Annotated in this window: 13 protein-coding genes and 1 riboswitch; of the genes, 5 read left to right on the plus strand and 8 right to left on the minus strand. The window is 47.1% G+C overall.

What is annotated here, in order from left to right; genetic code table 11:
• Positions 1 to 39 precede the first annotated feature (39 nt).
• From DWX23_RS21885 to DWX23_RS21900, 4 genes are all read right to left on the minus strand, one after another.
• Positions 40 to 1,506: a catalase gene (locus tag DWX23_RS21885; RefSeq protein WP_122352598.1), complete on the minus strand. Its 1,467-nt coding sequence runs from the start codon at positions 1,504 to 1,506 to the stop codon at positions 40 to 42.
• A 301-nt stretch (positions 1,507 to 1,807) separates the two neighbouring features.
• Positions 1,808 to 4,942 (minus strand): efflux RND transporter permease subunit, encoded by a 3,135-nt coding sequence (locus tag DWX23_RS21890; RefSeq protein ID WP_122376057.1) that lies wholly within the window; start codon positions 4,940 to 4,942, stop codon positions 1,808 to 1,810.
• A gap of 7 nt (positions 4,943 to 4,949) precedes the next feature.
• Positions 4,950 to 6,065 carry an efflux RND transporter periplasmic adaptor subunit gene (locus tag DWX23_RS21895; protein ID WP_122376058.1) on the minus strand — a complete coding sequence of 372 codons (1,116 nt, stop codon included), beginning with the start codon at positions 6,063 to 6,065 and terminating at the stop codon, positions 4,950 to 4,952.
• 59 nt (positions 6,066 to 6,124) lie between these two features.
• Entirely contained in the window at positions 6,125 to 7,525 is a 1,401-nt protein-coding gene (locus tag DWX23_RS21900; protein WP_122376059.1) for an efflux transporter outer membrane subunit, read from the minus strand.
• A gap of 895 nt (positions 7,526 to 8,420) precedes the next feature.
• On the opposite strand from DWX23_RS21900, the gene DWX23_RS21905 reads away from it, so the two are divergent.
• On the plus strand, positions 8,421 to 8,828 hold the full coding sequence (locus DWX23_RS21905; RefSeq protein ID WP_122376060.1) for an FKBP-type peptidyl-prolyl cis-trans isomerase: 408 nt from the start codon (positions 8,421 to 8,423) through the stop codon (positions 8,826 to 8,828).
• Here the strand turns inward: DWX23_RS21905 and DWX23_RS21910 are convergent.
• The 3 genes from DWX23_RS21910 to DWX23_RS21920 form a co-directional block, all read right to left on the minus strand.
• Entirely contained in the window at positions 8,825 to 9,724 is a 900-nt protein-coding gene (locus DWX23_RS21910) for an MBL fold metallo-hydrolase (protein ID WP_122376061.1), read from the minus strand. The genes DWX23_RS21905 and DWX23_RS21910 overlap by 4 nt on opposite strands.
• Before the next feature lie 91 nt (positions 9,725 to 9,815).
• Positions 9,816 to 12,101, minus strand: a complete 2,286-nt coding sequence (locus tag DWX23_RS21915) for an NADP-dependent malic enzyme (protein ID WP_122376062.1) — start codon at positions 12,099 to 12,101, stop codon at positions 9,816 to 9,818.
• Between the two features lie 212 nt (positions 12,102 to 12,313).
• Positions 12,314 to 13,981, minus strand: coding sequence for a formate--tetrahydrofolate ligase (locus DWX23_RS21920; RefSeq protein WP_122376063.1), 1,668 nt, complete (start codon positions 13,979 to 13,981; stop codon positions 12,314 to 12,316).
• Between the two features lie 392 nt (positions 13,982 to 14,373).
• Here DWX23_RS21920 and DWX23_RS21925 point away from each other — a divergent pair, with 392 nt between their 5' ends.
• Positions 14,374 to 14,826, plus strand: coding sequence for a hypothetical protein (locus tag DWX23_RS21925; RefSeq protein ID WP_122352627.1), 453 nt, complete (start codon positions 14,374 to 14,376; stop codon positions 14,824 to 14,826).
• An 88-nt stretch (positions 14,827 to 14,914) separates the two neighbouring features.
• Here the strand turns inward: DWX23_RS21925 and cobI are convergent, their stop codons facing one another.
• Positions 14,915 to 15,613: a precorrin-2 C(20)-methyltransferase gene (cobI, locus tag DWX23_RS21930; protein WP_122376064.1), complete on the minus strand. Its 699-nt coding sequence runs from the start codon at positions 15,611 to 15,613 to the stop codon at positions 14,915 to 14,917.
• A 68-nt stretch (positions 15,614 to 15,681) separates the two neighbouring features.
• Positions 15,682 to 15,885: riboswitch (cobalamin riboswitch) on the plus strand.
• 47 nt (positions 15,886 to 15,932) lie between these two features.
• Between cobI and DWX23_RS21935 the strand changes: the two genes are divergently transcribed.
• From DWX23_RS21935 to DWX23_RS21945, 3 genes are read left to right on the plus strand one after another with little or no spacing between them, the layout of a single operon-like run.
• Positions 15,933 to 17,093, plus strand: coding sequence for an ABC transporter substrate-binding protein (locus tag DWX23_RS21935; RefSeq protein ID WP_122376065.1), 1,161 nt, complete (start codon positions 15,933 to 15,935; stop codon positions 17,091 to 17,093).
• Between the two features lie 9 nt (positions 17,094 to 17,102).
• Positions 17,103 to 18,140, plus strand: a complete 1,038-nt coding sequence (locus tag DWX23_RS21940) for an iron ABC transporter permease (protein WP_122376066.1) — start codon at positions 17,103 to 17,105, stop codon at positions 18,138 to 18,140.
• Between the two features lie 2 nt (positions 18,141 to 18,142).
• Positions 18,143 to 19,141, plus strand: coding sequence for an ABC transporter ATP-binding protein (locus DWX23_RS21945; protein ID WP_122376095.1), 999 nt, complete (start codon positions 18,143 to 18,145; stop codon positions 19,139 to 19,141).
• Positions 19,142 to 19,190 lie beyond the last annotated feature (49 nt).

Genomic DNA, 19,190 nt, shown 5'->3' on the forward strand with positions numbered 1-19,190 from the left:
TTCTCTTTTTGAACAGAATTTATCAAGGGGGTACTTATACTATCTTGTTTCCTTCAAAGCATCTTCCAGGCTGATGCCCAGTGCATCAGCAACACCTTTGCCATAGGCAGGATCGGCTTTGTAACAGTTGCGTACGTGACGTTGCTGGATGAACAATTCGGCTCCACCGATCTGACGGGCAGTATTTTCGAACAGAACCTGTTGTTCGTCGGCTGGCATCAGGCGGAACAGAGCACCCGGCTGGCTGTAATAATCGTCATCGTATTCACGTTCGTTATAATTGTAGATATCGCCGTTGGCTTTCAAAGGCGGTTCTTTCTTTTCGGGAGAATCCTGCCATTCGCCGTAACTGTTCGGTTCATATCCTTTTGCCGAACCGTAATTACCGTCTACGCGCATAGCTCCGTCGCGATGGTAAGCATGGAAAGGGCAACGAGGTTTGTTTACCGGTATTTGTTCAGAGTTCACACCCAGGCGATAACGTTGTGCATCTCCGTAAGAGAACAGACGTCCCTGAAGCATTTTGTCCGGAGAGAAACCGATACCTTCTATCGTGTTGATCGGGTTAAAGGCTGCTTGTTCCACATCTGCGAAATAATTTTCCGGGTTACGGTTCAGTTCGAGGATACCAACGTCGTGCAGCGGGAAATCGCCGTGCGGCCATACCTTTGTCAGGTCGAACGGATTGATACGGTAGTTTTCTGCCTGTTCTTCCGTCATTAGCTGGATCTGGAATTTCCATTTAGGGAAATCACCTTTTTCAATGCTTTCAAACAGGTCACGCTGATGCGATTCGCGATCTTTTGCGATGATCGCTTCTGCTTCCTGGTCAGTCAGGTTCTTGATCCCCTGCAATGTCCTCAGGTGGAACTTTACCCAGATACGTTCGTTCTTTGCATTGATAAAGCTATAAGTATGGCTACCGAAACCGTGCATGTGGCGATAAGAATAGGGGATACCGCGAGAACTCATGGTAATGGTAACCTGATGTAATGCTTCCGGAAGCAATGTCCAGAAATCCCAGTTATTGTTTGCGCTGCGCAGGTTTGTTTTCGGATCTCTTTTGACGGCGTGGTTAAGGTCGGGGAATTTTAACGGATCGCGCAGGAAAAATACCGGTGTATTGTTTCCGACTAAATCCCAGTTACCTTCTTCTGTATAAAACTTCATGGCAAAACCACGAATATCGCGTTCAGCATCTGCAGCTCCGCGTTCACCGGCAACGGTAGAGAAGCGGACGAAACAGTCTGTCTTTTTACCGACTTCACTAAAGATCACAGCCTTTGTGTATTTAGTAATGTCGTGTGTCACAGTAAAAGTACCAAATGCTCCGGATCCTTTGGCATGCATACGTCTTTCGGGAATGACTTCGCGGTCGAAATGGGCCAATTTCTCTAAAAACCAGGGATCTTGTAATAACATTTGTCCACGCGGACCTACTGTCTGTGAATTCTGATTGTCTGCAACGGGGCGACCGTTGGCAGCTGTTAGCTTTTTGTTCTCCATAAATAAATTTTTTATTTGTATAAAGTCGACAACATCTTACCTTGAATATTAATGTAACCAACCTTATACGCGATTTGTTTTCTATTACTGAACAAAAGTAAAATGTTATTAAACAGAAATCAAATAGGTAATATTGATAGGTATATAGGAGCTATTTATTAATAGTTTGTATTAGGGGACGCAGATGACGCAGAAAACGCAGAGTAAACGCAGATAAATTATTGTTTAAAAGAAAAATAAAAAGTCTGCGAGCGTCTGCGCTTTCTGCGTCATCTGCGTCCCCTAATACGATCTGAAAGGTTCACTTCTTTCCCCCGGAGCTGTCGGGTGACGATTTATCCAGCCACTTTTCCTGAATGGTTTGCATCCATTCGTAAAAGCTCGGGATGAAAGCGGTGGCGAAGATCGTATTGATCGCCATACCGAATACAACGGCTGCACCCAATGAGACACGGCTGGCGGCTCCGGCTCCGGTAGCGAACAGCAACGGCATAACGCCCAACACGAAAGCGAACGAAGTCATCAGGATCGGGCGCAGGCGGACGTGTCCGGCTTCAAGAGCTGATTCGCGGATGGAATTACCTGCGGCACGGTAGTCGCGGGCAAACTCGACGATCAGGATACCGTTCTTTGCGGAGAGGGCTATCAGCAGGATAATACCGATCTGGGTGTAGACGCTGACAGGCACGCCCATGATGAAGCAACCCAGAATAGCACCCAGCAACGCGATCGGCAATCCCAGGATGGCAGCCAGCGGGCTTGTCCAGCTTTCGTATTGTGCCGAAAGTACGAGGAAGGCAACCAGTAATGCCATACCGAAGATCAGGATCGTAGTCGATCCGGCTTTTGTTTCCTGATAGGCGACGGAGGTCCATTCGTAACCAAAATTATCACCCAGTTGTTCCTGTATAAGTTCTTCCATGGCCTGTATGGCTTCTCCGGAACTGTATTTCGGATTAGCGATACAGGTGATGGAGGCGGAAGAATACATATTATACAGGTTGATCTGGTCCAGTCCCAATTGTTGTACGGCTTCTGTAAAGGCGGAGAAAGGAACCATTTTACCTGCGCTGTTCTCCAGGCTTAACCGCATGACATCGTCGATCACTTTCTGAGCCTGTCCGCTGGCTTCGATCTTCACCTGGTAGATGCGTCCGAACTCGACAAAGTCATTTACATAGGCAGCTCCCATGTAATAACTTAATGTCGAGAAGACATCGCTCAATTGTAATCCCAGCAGCTGTACTTTATCGCGGTCTATGTTCAGTCGGTATTGTGGCACATTAGCCTGATACATACTGGATAAACTCAGGAGCTGAGGCTTGGTATGATAGGTTTCCAGCAATGTCTCGATGGCATGCTGCATTTCGGTCGGTCCCAGGTTCTTGCGGTCTTCCAGTTGCAGTTGCAGGCCGCCGGAAGCACCCAGGCCAGGGATGGCAGGGGGGACCAGGGCAAATATCTGCGCTTCCTGGATACCGTAGGCTTCCCGGTTAAAGCGGGTGACGACATCTTGTGCCGTATGACCTTTCCCTTTCCGTTCATTCCAGTTTTTCAGTACGACAAAATAGGTTCCGGCATTCGATAATTCGCCGCCTCCCATTACGGAGAAACCGCTGATACCCATATAGGTTTTGACCTCCGGATAACTGTCGAGTATCTTGTTGATTTTCCGGCTTACTTCCTGTGTACGGGGCAGACTGGCTGCCGGAGGCAACTGGGTTGAAACCAGGAAGTATCCGTCATCTTCTTCCGGAATGAAAGTAGACGGCCAGCGCATGAACAGAATAGCTGCTGCAGCTGAGACGATCAGGAAGATGACCAGTGTGACGATCTGATGTTTCAGCATGCGGTCGACCACATCGTCGTAAACCTTTTGCGTTTTGTCATATACTTTATTGAATGCTTTGAATACGAAAAAGGTCGGATCTTTGGTGACTTGCAGGAACAAGGCACAGAGAGCCGGTGTCAACGTCAACGAGTTGATACCGCTCAATACGGTTGCGGCTGCGATGGTCAGGGCGAATTGTTTGTAAAGTTGCCCGGAGATACCGCCAATAAAGGTCGTCGGGATGAATACCGCCAACAGGACCAGCACGACGCCGACGATCGGTCCGACAATCTCGCCCATCGCTTTGGTCACCGCTTCGCGTGCCGTATATTTCCCGGTATCCATATATCGCGACGAGTTCTCGACGACCACGATCGCATCATCCACCACAATGGCAATAGCCAGTATTAACCCGAACAATGTCAAGGTGTTGACCGAGAATCCCAGCGCCCCCATTACAGCCAGTGTTCCTATCAATGAAACAGGGATGGTGAGGCAAGGAATGATTACTGCCCGGAAGTTTTGGAGGAACAGGAAGATAACCAGGACGACCAATGCAGTTGTCTCCAGGAAGGTTACTAATACTTCGTCGATGGAGGCGTTTATGACTTCCGTCGTGTCGAGTGTTACATTATACTCAACACCTTGCGGCAGGGTAGCGGCTATTTCTTCCATTTTCGCCCGTACGGCTTTGGATACTTCCAACGAGTTGGAACCCGGTAACTGGTAGATGGCAATCGCTGCCGCCTGTTGTCCTTTTAGCTGGGAGGTCACATTGTAAGAGGAACTGCCCAGCTCAGTACGGGCGATATCTTTCAGGCGGAGTATTTTGCCGCCTTGTTCAGTCCGTATGATGATATTTCCGAACTCTTCCGGAGTGGTCAATCGGCCTTTTACCGTCAGGGTATATTGATAAGGATTGTTTGCCTGCGCGATCGGTTGCCCGACATAACCGGCGGATACCTGCCTGTTCTGCGTAGAGATAGCCTGAAAAACCATGTCGGGCGTCAGGTTACGGATACGCATGACTTCGGGATCGAGCCAGATACGCATACTGTAACTACCGGCTCCCATGACATTCACTGAACCGACTCCCGGCAGGCGGGCCAGCTGGTCGGTCAGATTCAGGCTGGCATAATTGCTCAGATAAAGCCCGTCATAGAGGGGATCTTTAGAGGTCAGTGAAAGCATCATCACAATGTTTGACGATTGTTTGCGAGTCGTGATACCTTGTACGATCACGGCTTCCGGAAGGCTGCTTTGCGCGATGCTGACACGGTTCTGTACCATGACGGTCGCCATGTCGATATCCGTACCGACCGCGAATGTGATGGTCAGTGAATAGGCACCGGAGCTGGAGGAATTGGAACTCATATAGAGCATTCCGTCCACACCGTTCACCTGTTGTTCGATCGGTAATCCGACGGTCTGTGAGACCGTTTGTGCATCCGCCCCCGGATAAACGGCCGAGACCTGTACGGTAGGCGGCGTGATATCCGGATATTGGGCGATGGGTAATACGTTGAGTGTGACCAGTCCTGCTACCACAATGATCAGGGCAAGAACGGTGGCAAAGATCGGTCTGTTTATAAAGAATTTTACCATGACGTTCTTATTTTATGGGGGTGATACTCATTCCGTCCCTTACTTTCAGTAAAGCGGTGGTGACGTAACGTTCGTTCGGTTCGATCCCGCTGATGACCTGCCGCAGCGTGTCGTCCACCAGTTGTCCCGGTTCTATATGGCGGTATCGTACGATATTGGAATCATTGACGATATAAAGGTATTTTCCCAGCTGGTCGGTACCGATGGAGGCATCGCGCACCAGGACGGCGTTTTTCTTTTCGCTGTAAGGGAGGGTGATGGTGACGTATAATCCGCTTTTCAGTTCCCCGTCCTTGTTATCGAGATTGGCGCGGACATTCAGTGTCCCGGTCGAGAGGTCTACATTGGGAGAAAGGTAATCCAGCCGGCCTGTGTAGTTCTGACGTCCGTTTTCTCCCAGATGTACGGAGATTGTTTCGGGCAGCCGGACGGTGGAGTCGTTCCGGGCGGCCGTGATCATCATCTTCATAAACTGGTTGTCCTCGATATTGAAGTTTACATACATCAGGTCGTCTTTATATAAAGTAGCCAGCGTGACGGGCTGAACCGAACCATTGATGTAGTTGCCTATATCGTAGTTAGCGCGTGTGATCCGTCCGTCGAACGGAGCGCGGATATAGCAATAGCTCAGATTGGTCCGGGCGGTGTTCAACCCGGCTTCCGCATTGCGTACGGAGGCTTCCATTTCGGCTACGGTCGATTGAGCCTGCAAGACCTGGATCTGGCTGACAGCTCCGCTTTTAGCCGCTTCTTTCATCCGCTCATAATTGCTTCGGGCATAATCGAGTTGCGCTTTGGAGGTTTTGAGTGCCGCTTCTGCCTGTACTACATTATCTTTATAGGTATCGGGTTCGATCACGAAGATCAGATCGCCTTTCCGGACTTTGCTGCCTGCTACCAGGTGCGAGGTCTGAAGATATCCGTTTACCCGGGCAACCAGGTTTACCATTAACTCGGAGCTCAGATAACCGGGATAATCTTTTGTCAGCGTAATATCCTTGACTTCCGGTGTTGTTACACTGATGGAAGGAGCCGGGGCCTCCGTCGGTTGCTTTTTCCCTTTGCACGATGCCATCAGGAGGGATGACAGGGCGATCAGGGTGATTTTAATTGTCGTATTCATATTTGCGTTTTTTAGTTTTATTGGTCGTCTCTTTCTCTCGACTTCGTGAGATAAAGAAGTTATTCCTGGTTCCAGCCGCCGCCCAGTGCCTGATAGAGCTGGATCAGATGAAGAAGTGAACTGCCTTTAGCCTGTGTCAGCTGATTTTCGTAGGTGAGTAACGAGCGTTGGGCATCCAGCACGTTCTGGAATGGGGTCAGTCCCTGTTTGTACAGGTCGAGCGACAGATCGAGTGTCTGCTTACCCTGATTGACCACCTCGCGGAGAGCGACGATCTGTTTGATCGAATTTTTATACGAACTCATCGCATTATCGACTTCCTGTACGGAAGAGAGGACGGTTTCATTGAACTGCTTGATCGTCTCGTCCAGTTGGGCTTTTGCCAGGCGCGTTGCCTGTGCCAATTTACCTCCCTGAAAGAAATTCCATGAGATAGCCGGTGCGATTTCATACGTCAGACTGTTATGATTGGCTATTTTATCGATGTCGTGCGAAGCGAATCCGATGGAACCTTTGACGAATACCTGTGGCCACCAATCGGATTTCGACGCTCCCAGTGTGGCAGCCTGTGCATTCACCTGGCGCTGGGCGGAGCGGATATCCGGACGGCGAAGCAGGAGATTTGCCGGAAAGCCTATTCCGACTGTTTCGATGTAGTTAGGCAGCGGGCGCGGGGTGTCGATCAATCCTTTGACGTCCTGCGGATAAAGTCCCATCAATACCGCCAATGCGTTTGTATACTGGATGATGCCTGCTTCCAACATGGGCAGTGAGGCTTTGGTACTGTAATAGACAGACTGGGCTTGTGCTACATCCAGTTTTGAAACCAACCCTGTCTCATATCTTTTTTGGGTAATCTCGACGACTGCCTGTTGGGAGAGGCAGTTTTGTGTGACTACGTCGACTTCCTGTTGCAGTTCACGCAAATTAATATAAGCAGATGCGACCTGGGCGCAAAGAGACACCATTACTGCATTATATTCCTCTTTGGAGGCTGCAAAGTTTTCTTTCTGGGCCTTTACACGATTGCGGATACTGCCGAATACGTCTATTTCCCAGCTCATCGAAAGCGAAGCATCGGCGTATTGGGTAATTGTCTGCGGCAGGCTACTGGTGTTGCCACTGCTCTGCTGCCTGGTCCATCCGGCCGAAAGTCCCAGTGTAGGTGAGTAACTGCCCTGCTGTATGCGTAGGTTGGCTTTTGCCATGGCGATACGGTCGGCGGCCATCTGCACAGAATAGTTCTGCTTCACGGCTACATCGATCAGGGAATCCAATACCGGATCATCAAAATTCTTCCACCAGTTGTCTTCTACGGGTAAGGTCTGTTGGAAACTACTGTCATTCTCCTGCCACGCCTCCGGTAATGCGTGATCGAGGTACTTATGCTTTGTCTGTGCCATTAGCGTTATCGGCAGAAAAAGACAAAGCACAGTATAACACCATGTACTTATGTGCATAACTTTTTTGTTTAGATTCTACACATAAACATAAAAAAGTCATGCTTGGTTTAATAAAGGACTAATTTTCACGAGATAATAAGGAGGGGTGGGGAGTACCTTGCTTTAAATAGAGCAATCGAACCAAAATAAATTATTCCGGTTCTTATCAGATAATCGATAACCTCACAAAAGTAAGTACAATTGAAAAGTGACTACCGGATAGGAGCAGATAGGGATGGTTAGTGCTGAATAAAGACAGTTATTCTTTATTGGAAAAAGAGCTGACAACCGCTGTCGAAACATAGGTGTTTTAACGACAAAACATATATGATTTGCAAACGAAACATATATGTTTTGGAAAATGATTTACTTTGTAATAGAGCGTTAGAGAACGGTTTGACTTCTACTGAAAAAATACCCTATTATAAATTCTATATTAAAGATACTTCTATCTATATTTAAAGAGAGACCGGTCCATGTGTATAAGGTATGTTTTATAACTTGTTTCGGTCTATTGAAATTCAACAGATATGGCGTATAAGGTATGTATAACTCAGCGTATAACTTAATTTCTTTAATTGTACGATATAGAATTAGTATCAAAACTCTTGGTCCTACAATCTGATTATGCCTGGTTGGAGTTCTGAAAATTTTGATTCAGAAATTATCAAAATTGAATGTAGTGTCGTTGGTAGGGGCGGGGTCTGCCCGCCCTTCTCCATCGGTTGTTATATTATTGTCGCAAAGGGCGGGTAACCCCCGCCCCTACAAAACCTGTCATTTGGGTTCAATATTTTCTATTATTGCAACATTGGCTCAAATCTTTCTAATTTAGAGCGATTGCCTTGTTATGCAAAATGAAGTTTAGGCTCGTTTTAAAGAATGACTTATCTTTGTCGTTAAAAAGGAAAAAATGGCAAAGAACAGGAAAGAAGAATATAAAGAACAGAATCTGCTGTTTCTGGAAGAAATTGCTTTGCAGGAAGGTGTAAAGAAACTGGCAGGGGGGATATTATATAAAGTAACGGAGCCGGGCAGCGGGACTATTTCTCCCCGTCCGGATGACGTTGTTTCCGTGCATTACCGGGGAACTCTGATCGATGGGCGTGAATTTGATAATTCATACGAACGTAACTGTCCGGAGGCTTTCCGGCTGAATCAGGTAATAGAAGGATGGCAGATAGCACTTCAACAGATGCATGTAGGGGATAAATGGGTCGTTTATATACCATATACCTCCGGCTATGGAAACCGGGCTTCCGGTCCGATACCGGCATTTTCTACCTTGATCTTTGAAGTGGAGTTGCTGGGAATTGCTTAGTCTGCCTGAAAAACAACCTCGAGTCCATCGTAGGCGGCACGTAAAGGTGCAGGAAGGTGAGCATCCAATTCGGCTTGTGTTCCATGTAAGGTACGTGCAAGATGAGTGAGGTAGACAGGTTGTCCAATGGACGGTGTGTAACGTTTTGTGGCCGTTAAGACACGTACGATCTGTTCGATCTGTACCACACTGGTGTGCGTAAAAAGGCGGTAGTCACTGTCATGTCCCATTCCTATTGTCGCTTCCATGATCAAGGCGGTGATAGGAGTTCCCTTCTGATGTGCGTCGATCCCGATCAAACGGGTTGCCGTCGCTGTGAGCCCGGATGTGTCTGTAGCGTAAAGTATACGCGTTCTTTGTTTTTCAATCAGATAAATGAGAGCCTGTTCAAAGAGATGGTCCGTTGCGTGATTGCCCGGAAGCGGAGTAAAAGTCAAATCGCCTATCGTGATTTGCTGTCCGATGTAAATAGGAGTGATCACAGGAAGATCCAGATTCAGCTCTTTAGCGGCTTTTTCAAATTCATCTTTTGCTATGTCGTACCAGGTCTGACTTAAGTAGACTTGTTTGATACCAAGTTTAAGAGCCGCAGAAGGGTTGTAGTGGTCGCCGTGCGAATGTGTGTAGAAGATGATTTTCGGATGGCAATCGGCAGGTAGCATATCTTTGTCGGTCGGCGTGAAATCAATGAGAATATGTCCGTCCACAAGGATACTCGTTAAGCGGCGTAGTTCCCCGCGTTCGTCCCGTCCGTCCCAGTCGGCAGCACCTGTCCCTAAAAAGCGGACAGTGATACGCTCGTCCGTTTTTGCATTAAAAAGGTTTGCTTTGATATTGTCGGGAGTTCCTGCCAGTAGAGTCGATGCTGTCAATCCTACAAATGTTCTTCTATCCATGGCTTTTTATGTATAGGAAGTGTATCTAAAGTTCTTTTACGGAACTTCGGATACACTCCTTTGTTTGAGGTTATTTTTCTGATATCGGATTTTATTCTCCCTTTTCGATCTGTTCCTGTACGATGGCGTCTACGACAGCAACTGTTGTCAGGTTGACGATGTCGCGGGTAGAGCTTTCTACGTCGGTGAAGTGGATCGGTTTGTTCAATCCCATCTGGATCGGGCCGATCGTTTCGGTGATACCCAGTGCATCCAGTAACTTATAGGCACTGTTGGCAGAACTTAAATTAGGAAATACTAAAACGTTGACATCTTTTCCTTTCAGCTTGTTGAACGGATACATCTCGTCGCGTAGTTTCTTGTCGAGAGCGAAGTTTACCTGCATTTCTCCGTCGATCATGATCTCCGGATGGTTCTTGTGCAGATAATCGATGGCATCATGTACTTTCTGCGGGCTGCCTTGCTTGTCGGAACCGAAGTTTGAATAAGACAACATAGCCATTACCGGATCGTGTGCAAAGAATTTCACGGCGTCGTGTGTAAGACGGGCGATGTCGATCAGCACTTCTGTGGAAGGATGGCGGTTGATCAATGTATCGGAGATGAAGAAAGTACCTTTCTTGCAAGTCATAATGTTCATGGCTCCGAAATGTTTGTATGAAGGACGGATGCCGATAATTTCTTCAGCCAGTTTCGTTACTTCCGAATAGCGGCTGTAAACACCGGTAACGAATGCATCTGCGTCGCCTGTCGCTACCATCATCATACCGAATGCGTTACGGCCGACCATCTTTTCGCGTGCTTCAGAGAAAGTAACGCCTTCGCGTGCTCTCTTTTCAGACAGGATACGGGCATAACGGTCGCGGCGTTCTTCTTCACGGTCGTGACGCAGGTTGACGATCTCGATACCTTCCAGGCTCAGGTTTTCTTCTTCTGCAATCTTAGCCAGACGTTCTTCGTTGCCCAGCAGGATCGGGTAACAGATTCCTTCTGCTTTTGCTTCTACAGCAGCTTTCAGCATGTTGACGTGGTTTGCTTCGGCAAATACCACTCGTTTCGGATTGGCTTTTGCCATGTCGGTGAAGGAACGAAGCATCTTGTTATCGTAGCCCATCATTTCACGCAGGTGGTTGGCATAACCTTCCCAATCGGTGATGGTCTTTCGTGAAACGCCCGATTCGATAGCCGCTTTGGCTACAGCAACGGATACACGTGTCAGCAGGCGGGGGTCGAGTGCTTTCGGCAGGATATAATCACGTCCGAAAGTCGTACGTTTTAGTTTGTAAGCTGCATTGACAACATCCGGAACCGGTTCTTTTGCCAGTTCGGCGATCGCATGAACGGCTGCCAGTTTCATCTCTTCGTTGATCGCTTTGGCGTGTGTATCCAGTGCACCGCGGAAGATATAGGGGAATCCCAGTACATTATTGATCTGGTTCGGATAGTCCGAACGTCCGGTTGCAAAGATGATGTCTTCACGTGAAGCCATTGCATCTGCATAAGAGATTTCCGGATTCGGGTTTGCCAGTGCAAATACGATCGGGTTCTCGTTCATGCTGCGAACCATGTCTTGTGTCAGAACATTGGCAACGGATAATCCCAGGAATACGTCTGTGCCGACAACGGCCTCTTCCAATGTTTTGATATCTCTTGTCGTAGCGAACTCTTTTTTCGATTCGTTCAGGTCTGTACGGTGAGTGGAGATAACTCCTTTACTATCGCACATGATGATGTTTTCCTTGCGGGCTCCCAGCATCACATATAGTTTTGTACAGGAGATAGAAGCTGCACCGGCGCCATTGACAACGATCTTTACGTCTTCGATTTTCTTGCCGGTTATTTCCAGTGCATTGATCAGGCCGGCACCGGAGATGATCGCCGTACCATGCTGGTCGTCGTGCATAACCGGAATATCCAGTTCCGCCTTCAGGCGTTGTTCGATCTTGAAGCATTCGGGAGCTTTGATATCTTCCAGGTTGATGCCACCGAAAGTAGGGGCGATCGCTTTTACGGTTTCGATGAATTTATCAGGGTCTTTTTCGTCCACTTCAATGTCGAACACATCGATACCGGCGAATATCTTGAACAGAAGCCCTTTTCCTTCCATGACCGGCTTACCGGCAAGTGCACCTATGTTACCCAATCCCAGAACGGCTGTTCCGTTCGAGATGACAGCTACCAGGTTTCCCTTAGATGTATATTTATAAGCATCGAGCGGATTTTTCTCTATTTCCAGGCATGGTTCTGCCACTCCGGGCGAATATGCCAGCGACAGATCGGTCTGTGTACTATAGGGTTTTGTTGGAATGACTTCGATCTTTCCGGGTTTGCCTTCGGAATGATACCGAAGTGCTTCCTCTTTTGTTACTTTTGCCATAGACTTATGATATTAGTAGATTCAGTACATGTTTTGAAATCGCCCACAAAAGTAACAAATTATTAGATATATAGTACTGAACGCTTACAATTAGTTGGGAATAATTTCATATTTGAAAGGATGGTTAGTTTGATGTATTTGATGAACAAGGATATAAAAAGAAAGGAACTCCGACGAAGCTCCTTTCTTTCCATATAATAATGATCTTTATATTAACTCAAACCTTCGACCAGTCCGTTGACGATATCGATCCGTTTTGCCTGCGGGTCTTTCGGAAGTCCCGGCATACGCATGATCTCACCCATAACGACCACGATCATTTCGGCACCATTGTTGATGATGATATCACGAACCTTCAGTTCGAAGTTTTTCGCAACGCCGTATGCTTTCGGGTCGGAAGAGAATGAATATTGCGTCTTGGCGATACAGATCGGATAATGAGAGATACCCAGGCTTTCGATCTGCTTGATCTTTTTATCAGCCAGTGTCGTATAGGTGACAGAAGCGGCTCCGTAAATCTCTTCGGATACTTTTTTGATCTTATCGCGTACAGTGTCTGTATCTTCGTAGACGAGTTTCAGAGGACCCGACGGCTTGTTTTCAATTATGTCTACTACCAGTTTAGCCAGTTCCACGCCACCGTCTCCGCCTTCTGCGAATACGCTGTTCATAGCGAAACCGACACCCAGTTCTTTACAATGCTCGGCAACCAGAGCGATTTCTTCGTCCGTATCGGTTGCGTAACGGTTGAAAGTAACGATCACTTCCTGGCCGAAACGTTTCATATTGGCTACGTGTTTGTCGAGGTTGGCAAAACCGTTGCGCAGACCTTCGATGTTTTGTTCCTTAATCTGTGCTTCAGGAACACCACCGTGCAGTTTCAAACTCTGTGCGGTAGCCACGATAACGGTCAGTTTCGGTTTCAATCCGGCTTTGCGGCATTTGATATCGAAGAATTTTTCCGCTCCCAGGTCGGCACCGAATCCGGCTTCTGTGATGACATAGTCGCCGTATGTAAGTGCCATCTTCGTGGCGATGATCGAGTTGCAACCGTGAGCGATGTTGGCGAACGGGCCGCCGTGTACGAATGCCGGTGTGTTTTCGGTTGTCTGTACCAGATTGGGTAGGAGAGCGTCTTTCAGCAATACAGTGATCGCTCCGGCAACACCCAGGTCGTTGACCGTGAACGGCTGGTCGTCGTTCGTATATCCCAGCAGGATATTACCGATGCGGCGTTTCAGGTCTTCCAGGTCGGTTGCCAGGCAAAGGATAGCCATCATCTCGGAAGCCGGTGTGATGTCGAATCCGGTTTCGGTCGGGACACCGTTGGCCGAACCACCCAGGCCGGATACGATATTACGCAGGCTGCGGTCGTTCACGTCGAGTACACGTTTCCATTTGATTTCTTTCAAACCTTCGCAGGAATGGCGTGTCTGGTAGATATAATTGTCCAGCAGGGCTGTAATCATATTGTGAGCGGATGTAACGGCGTGGAAGTCGCCTGTGAAATGCAAGTTGATATTTTCCATCGGCAATACCTGCGCGTATCCGCCTCCGGCTGCTCCACCTTTCATACCGAAACATGGCCCCAGCGAGGGTTCACGTAAAGCGGCAACTGCTTTCTTACCGATCTTGTTCAGTCCCAGAGCCAGGCCGATAGATACGGTTGTTTTACCGATACCTGCTTTGGTTGGCGTAATAGCTGTTACCAGGATCAGGTTATGTTCTTTGATTTTCTCTTCATCGATCAGGTGAAGGGGCACTTTGGCGATATACCGACCATAGTTTTGTACTTCTTCGCGCGGAATACCCAAACCTGTGGCTACTTCCTTTATTTTACGAAGGGAGACTTCTCTTGCAATTTCTATATCCGATTTCATGTGCTTATGTAAGTTTAAGAGGCAACAAAAGTATATTATTTTTAATTAAATAACAAAATGATAGTATGAAAGGTTTTAAAGCCGGATAACTCCATGTTATTGGTGTTATATTGATAAAAGTTACTAAAAGAAGGATGGGGATGACTGTTTGGTAAGTAAAGTGGGCGTTTTTCGATTTATTTGTAATCTTCAGTTGGCAATATCAATGCATTTGGATAGGTTTTGTCTTAAAGTATTTTAAAATATGGATAAAGGGTTGTGGTGTATGATAATTTGCCTAATTTTGCGCTGTCACAATATCAAAATGAAACTAACAGCAAGTTTATAGTGATAAAAAGAAAGTATATAACAGTTTTAAAAACTTCGGTTTATGTAATTAAGGAGATTTGATTATGGTAACAATGAGATTTAGTTTGGCGGGTGTAGCCTCAAGAGAAGCAGAAACAGGATCATGGATAAGAACAATTGTTGATTGTCTGGGAATCCGTATGTTTTCAAAGATGAATCCTTCGGTAAGTACGAGTAGTGTCGGTTGGGATACGACCAAGCAAAAGGAAATCCAGGATCTTCATCACTATGCCGTCCGCAACTTGATCCCCAAGGCCGGAGTCTATCAGATGGAATTACTGGAATCGCTGGCACAGTCTGCTTCTATTTATTCGCCGGAAGAGGTGGAATCTCTTTATAATGAGACGAGTAAGAAGATAGAAGAGATCAGCAGCCATATTTCGGGTGTATTGGTAAGTGCACGTGAGTTATGCAAGTCAGGGCATCAGAACTGGGAGTCTGTTCAGTCACTTCGTTATCATGTAAACCGCCTGCGTGGCATCGTAGAATCTGCATAGTTTTTGCAAAACAATAATCGGAGCAGATAGTATCTGTACATATCCCTTTCATTTCCGGAAGCGTTCTACCTCCGGAATATGAAGGGGATTATTGTATGATCATCAGTGAGAAATAGGGGTATATCTTGTCTGCTATGATCTTTTTATCGGATGTATAATATTCTTTTTCTGTCCCCACGTTTTCAAAGTAATGGAATTGTGTTTGCGGATGCTTGCGGATACATTCGTGTACGGCTTCCACGCATTGTGAAAGTTTCATGATAACGATTACATATCCTGCGTTTATCTTTTCACTCAATTCGTCGGCGGAAGGCGTACCGGGGATGACGACGATCTGTTCTTCCTGCTTAACGATATGTAAGCCTGCCAGCGCTCCGGCAGCAATGAAGGCCGGTATTCCGGCAATGCGCTGAACAGCGATTCCCGCAGCTGTAAATTTGTCGTATATATATTGTATGGAGGAATAAAAACCGGCGTCGCCTTCGGCTACGATAACGATCTGTTTTCCTTCTGCGTAATTACTTTCAGCTTCGTTGTACAGGGCATCGTAGGCTTTCCAGGCCTCCGTGCGGTCTTTACTCATCGGAAGCATGAAACACCGGATGGCTGTTTCGCTTATCTCCAGGGCGCGTACGATATCGGCGGCTCGCGAGATGCTTTCGCCTTGCCTGTTGCGGGTGGCGGGACAGTAGATGATATCTGCTGTCTGGAGTTGGCGGAGACCTTTCACCGTGATAAGTTCCGGTTCGCCGGGACCTAATGATACAAAACTGATCGGATAAGTCATTTTATTCTTGTTCTTTTATTTGGGATGCAAATGTGCTGAAAATAGTGTAAAGTTGCAAACTTCTTATTACTTTTGCGCTCGAAGTCGGTTCTGTAAAACTCCTGTTCATGGAGACAGATTAAAAGGGAACCGGGTGAGAATCCCGGACAGTCCACGCTGCTGTGAAGCTTTATAAACATCCTGATAATACCTTTTGCCACTGGTCTTTGCGATCGGGAAGGCATTCGGGATGGAAGTAAGTCAGAAGACCTGCCATTTTTTGCATAACGATTGTCCTCGTGGGTTTGGACGGTTTGTGTCGGATAAAAACAAATAGAATATGAATAAGTATTTAGTCGGTGGCTGCCTGTTAGCGTTAATGGCTACATCATGCGCATCGAAAGGAAATCAGCAGGAAAAAGAGAATGCATCGTCGCAACAAACGATTACGACGGATAGGATGGTTCAGATCACACCTAAATATGCCGAAGGTTTTCAGTTGACCTATGCCGATGGTTATGTCCTGATGGATATACATGACCCTCAGAATGAAGAAAGCACGCATTTCCTGTATGCGCTGGTTCCCCGTGGGACAAAGCCGGAAGGTATTCCTGCCGATTATACGGTGATCGAAACACCTGTGCGTAGTGCCATTTGTATGACCTCCCTGCAACTCTCCAATTTCATTAAGTTGGGAGCGGAGGATAAGGTGGTAGGTATCACGAGTACGCGCCATCTGTTTAATAAGACTATCAATAATCAGCTGAAGGAAGGAAAGACGGCGAAGATCGGGATCGAAGGTAATTTCGATAATGAGGTAATTATGAGTATCAATCCCGACCTGATCCTGATCTCTCCTTTTAAGCGTGGCGGATACGAGACGATGAAAGATATCGGTATCCCTCTGATTCCTCATCTGGGATATAAAGAAATGACGCCGCTGGGACAGGCTGAATGGATTAAGTTTGTCGGCCTGTTACTCGGGATAGAGCAGGAAGCCAATGAGAAATTCTCTGCTATAGAGAACCGTTACAACGAACTGAAAGAACTGACTGCCGAAGGTAAAGTGCAGAAACGTCCTATCGTGTTCAGTGGCGAAATACATGGTGGCAACTGGTATGCAGTAGGAGGAAAGAGCTTCCTTGCACAACTTTTCAAAGATGCCGGTGCTGATTACTTTTTGAAAGACGACGATCGTTCCGGCGGTGTGACGCTCGACTTCGAGACGGTTTATAACCAGGCGGATGAAGCCGATTACTGGCGTATCGTAAACAGCTATCCGGGAATATATACTTATAAATCACTGAAAGATCAGGATCCCCGTTATGCAGACTTCCGTGCTTTCAAAGAAAAAGGAGTGATCTACTGTAATATGCGGGAGAAACCTTTTTACGAAAGCATGCCGACCGAGCCGGAAGTTGTATTGGGCGATTTATTGCATATCTTCCACCCGAATCTACTGCCGGACCATACGCCTGTCTATTATGATTTACTTAAATAAATAGGGACGATGAAGTATTCTAACACTATCCTGATGCTTTTGATCCTTGCCTCGATCGTCGTGTTGCTGTTTTTGAATTTGGTGTTGGGCTCTGTTTCGATTCCTTTCCATTCGGTTTGGAATATCATCTGCGGCAATGGAGATGAACCGGTCACCTGGCAGAATATTATCTGGAAGTCACGCTTTCCGCAGGCCTTGACGGCATTAGTAGCCGGAGCCGGATTAGCGATCAGCGGACTTCAGATGCAAACCGTATTCCGTAACCCATTGGCTGGACCTTCTGTGTTGGGTATCAGCTCCGGTGCAAGTATGGGAGTCGCTTTCGTTGTCTTACTGAGCGGAAGCCTGGGTGGTGTGGCGTTGAGTAAGCTAGGCTTTATGGGGGAGATTGCTTTATCCATTGCGGCCATAGTCGGTTCCTTATCTGTCATGGCACTGATTGTTTATGTCTCGCAGAAGGTAAAAGGGAATGTGACGCTCTTGATTATCGGAGTGATGATCGGCTATGTGGCAAATGCCGTGATCGGTGTATTGAAATTCTTTAGTGTGGAAGAAGATATCCGTGCTTATGTAATCTGGGGGCTGGGAAGTTTCTCACGTGTCTCCGGTAATCAGATGATGCTTTTCGTGGCGATTATGGCTATCCTGATCCCTCTTTCGTTTCTATTGATAAAGACATTGAACCTGATGCTTCTCGGCGACGGGTATGCCCGTAACCTGGGACTGAATATCAAACGGGCACGCTTGCTCGTTATCACCTCTGCCGGTGTATTGACTGCTATCGTGACCGCTTATTGTGGTCCGATCGTCTTCCTGGGACTTGCTGTTCCTCATCTTTGCCGTGCCATTTTCCAGACATCCGATCATCGCATACTGATGCCCGGTGTCTTATTTGTGGGGGCAGCCCTGGCATTGGCTTGTAACCTGATTGCACGTATGCCGGGATTCGAGGGAGCTTTGCCGGTCAACTCGGTAACCGCATTGGTCGGTGCCCCGGTCGTTGCTTCCGTATTATTCCGCAGACGTAAAAACGAACTGAACGAATGAGTATGAAAGAGGCAACTATTCAGATAAACGATCTCTCTATCGGCTATCATTCCAAGAATGATACAAAGCTGGTAGCTAGCCATATAACGACAACAATATATAGTGGTGAATTAACCTGCCTATTGGGAGCCAACGGCGTCGGGAAGTCTACTTTATTACGTACCTTGTCCGCTTTCCAGCCTCGTATATCCGGCGAAATAGCACTACTGTCCCGCGATATACAGGACTATAGTGACAAGGAGCTTAGCACAATAGTGGGAGTGGTGCTGACAGATAAGTGTGAGATACGTAACATGACTGTCCGGGAACTGATCGGGATGGGGCGCAGTCCGTACACCGGTTTTTGGGGACGGCTGGGGAAAGAAGACAAGCAGATCGTAGAAGAATCTATCTCCTTGGTCCGTATCGAAAACCTTGCTTCACGCATGGTGCACACCCTTTCCGATGGCGAGCGGCAGAAGGTCATGATCGCCAAAGCGCTGGCGCAGGAAACACCTGTTATCTTTCTCGATGAACCGACGGCTTTTCTCGATTTTCCCAGCAAAGTCGAGATCATGCAACTGTTGCATAGTCTTACCCGTTCCACCAATAAAACGATTTTCCTTTCCACTCACGATCTCGAACTGGCCCTTCAGATAGCCGATAAAATTTGGCTGATGGATAGGGAGAAAGGGATCAGTACCGGTACGCCTGAAGACCTGGCATTGAGCGGTTATCTGAGCGGTTTCTTTGCTCGTAAAGGGATTATCTTCGATATGGAGACCGGACTGTTCCGCATCGACAATCAATATGATAAGAAGATCCGCCTTGTCGGTGGCGGCCAGAAATATGCGATGGTACGTAAGGCTCTTTTACGGAACGGCATCTATGCCGACTCTGAAATAGAATCGGAAAATTGGATCGATACCGGTGATACTGCGACATCTACCATCACTCTTTGTTTTTCAGGCAGACAAAGGAAAGAGGTTGCTTCCATCGAGGAGTTATTGTTATCTCTGTAATTTGTCAACTGTCACTTGTCAACTGTCAACTGAAATATGTTAACAGGAT

This window comes from Parabacteroides sp. AF18-52 (assembly GCF_003479145.1).
GTDB classification, from domain to species: domain Bacteria; phylum Bacteroidota; class Bacteroidia; order Bacteroidales; family Tannerellaceae; genus Parabacteroides; species Parabacteroides faecis.

Coding starts and splice junctions, on each gene's coding strand:
- DWX23_RS21890 (WP_122376057.1), bottom strand. CDS start 4,942: ATGGTAAAATTCTTTATAAACAGACCGATCTTTGCCACCGTTCTTGCC.
- DWX23_RS21935 (WP_122376065.1), top strand. CDS start 15,933: ATGAATAAGTATTTAGTCGGTGGCTGCCTGTTAGCGTTAATGGCTACA.
- DWX23_RS21940 (WP_122376066.1), top strand. CDS start 17,103: ATGAAGTATTCTAACACTATCCTGATGCTTTTGATCCTTGCCTCGATC.
- DWX23_RS21885 (WP_122352598.1), bottom strand. CDS start 1,506: ATGGAGAACAAAAAGCTAACAGCTGCCAACGGTCGCCCCGTTGCAGAC.
- DWX23_RS21910 (WP_122376061.1), bottom strand. CDS start 9,724: ATGGATAGAAGAACATTTGTAGGATTGACAGCATCGACTCTACTGGCA.
- DWX23_RS21900 (WP_122376059.1), bottom strand. CDS start 7,525: ATGCACATAAGTACATGGTGTTATACTGTGCTTTGTCTTTTTCTGCCG.
- cobI (WP_122376064.1), bottom strand. CDS start 15,613: ATGACTTATCCGATCAGTTTTGTATCATTAGGTCCCGGCGAACCGGAA.
- DWX23_RS21945 (WP_122376095.1), top strand. CDS start 18,143: ATGAAAGAGGCAACTATTCAGATAAACGATCTCTCTATCGGCTATCAT.
- DWX23_RS21905 (WP_122376060.1), top strand. CDS start 8,421: ATGGCAAAGAACAGGAAAGAAGAATATAAAGAACAGAATCTGCTGTTT.
- DWX23_RS21895 (WP_122376058.1), bottom strand. CDS start 6,065: ATGAATACGACAATTAAAATCACCCTGATCGCCCTGTCATCCCTCCTG.
- DWX23_RS21920 (WP_122376063.1), bottom strand. CDS start 13,981: ATGAAATCGGATATAGAAATTGCAAGAGAAGTCTCCCTTCGTAAAATA.
- DWX23_RS21915 (WP_122376062.1), bottom strand. CDS start 12,101: ATGGCAAAAGTAACAAAAGAGGAAGCACTTCGGTATCATTCCGAAGGC.
- DWX23_RS21925 (WP_122352627.1), top strand. CDS start 14,374: ATGGTAACAATGAGATTTAGTTTGGCGGGTGTAGCCTCAAGAGAAGCA.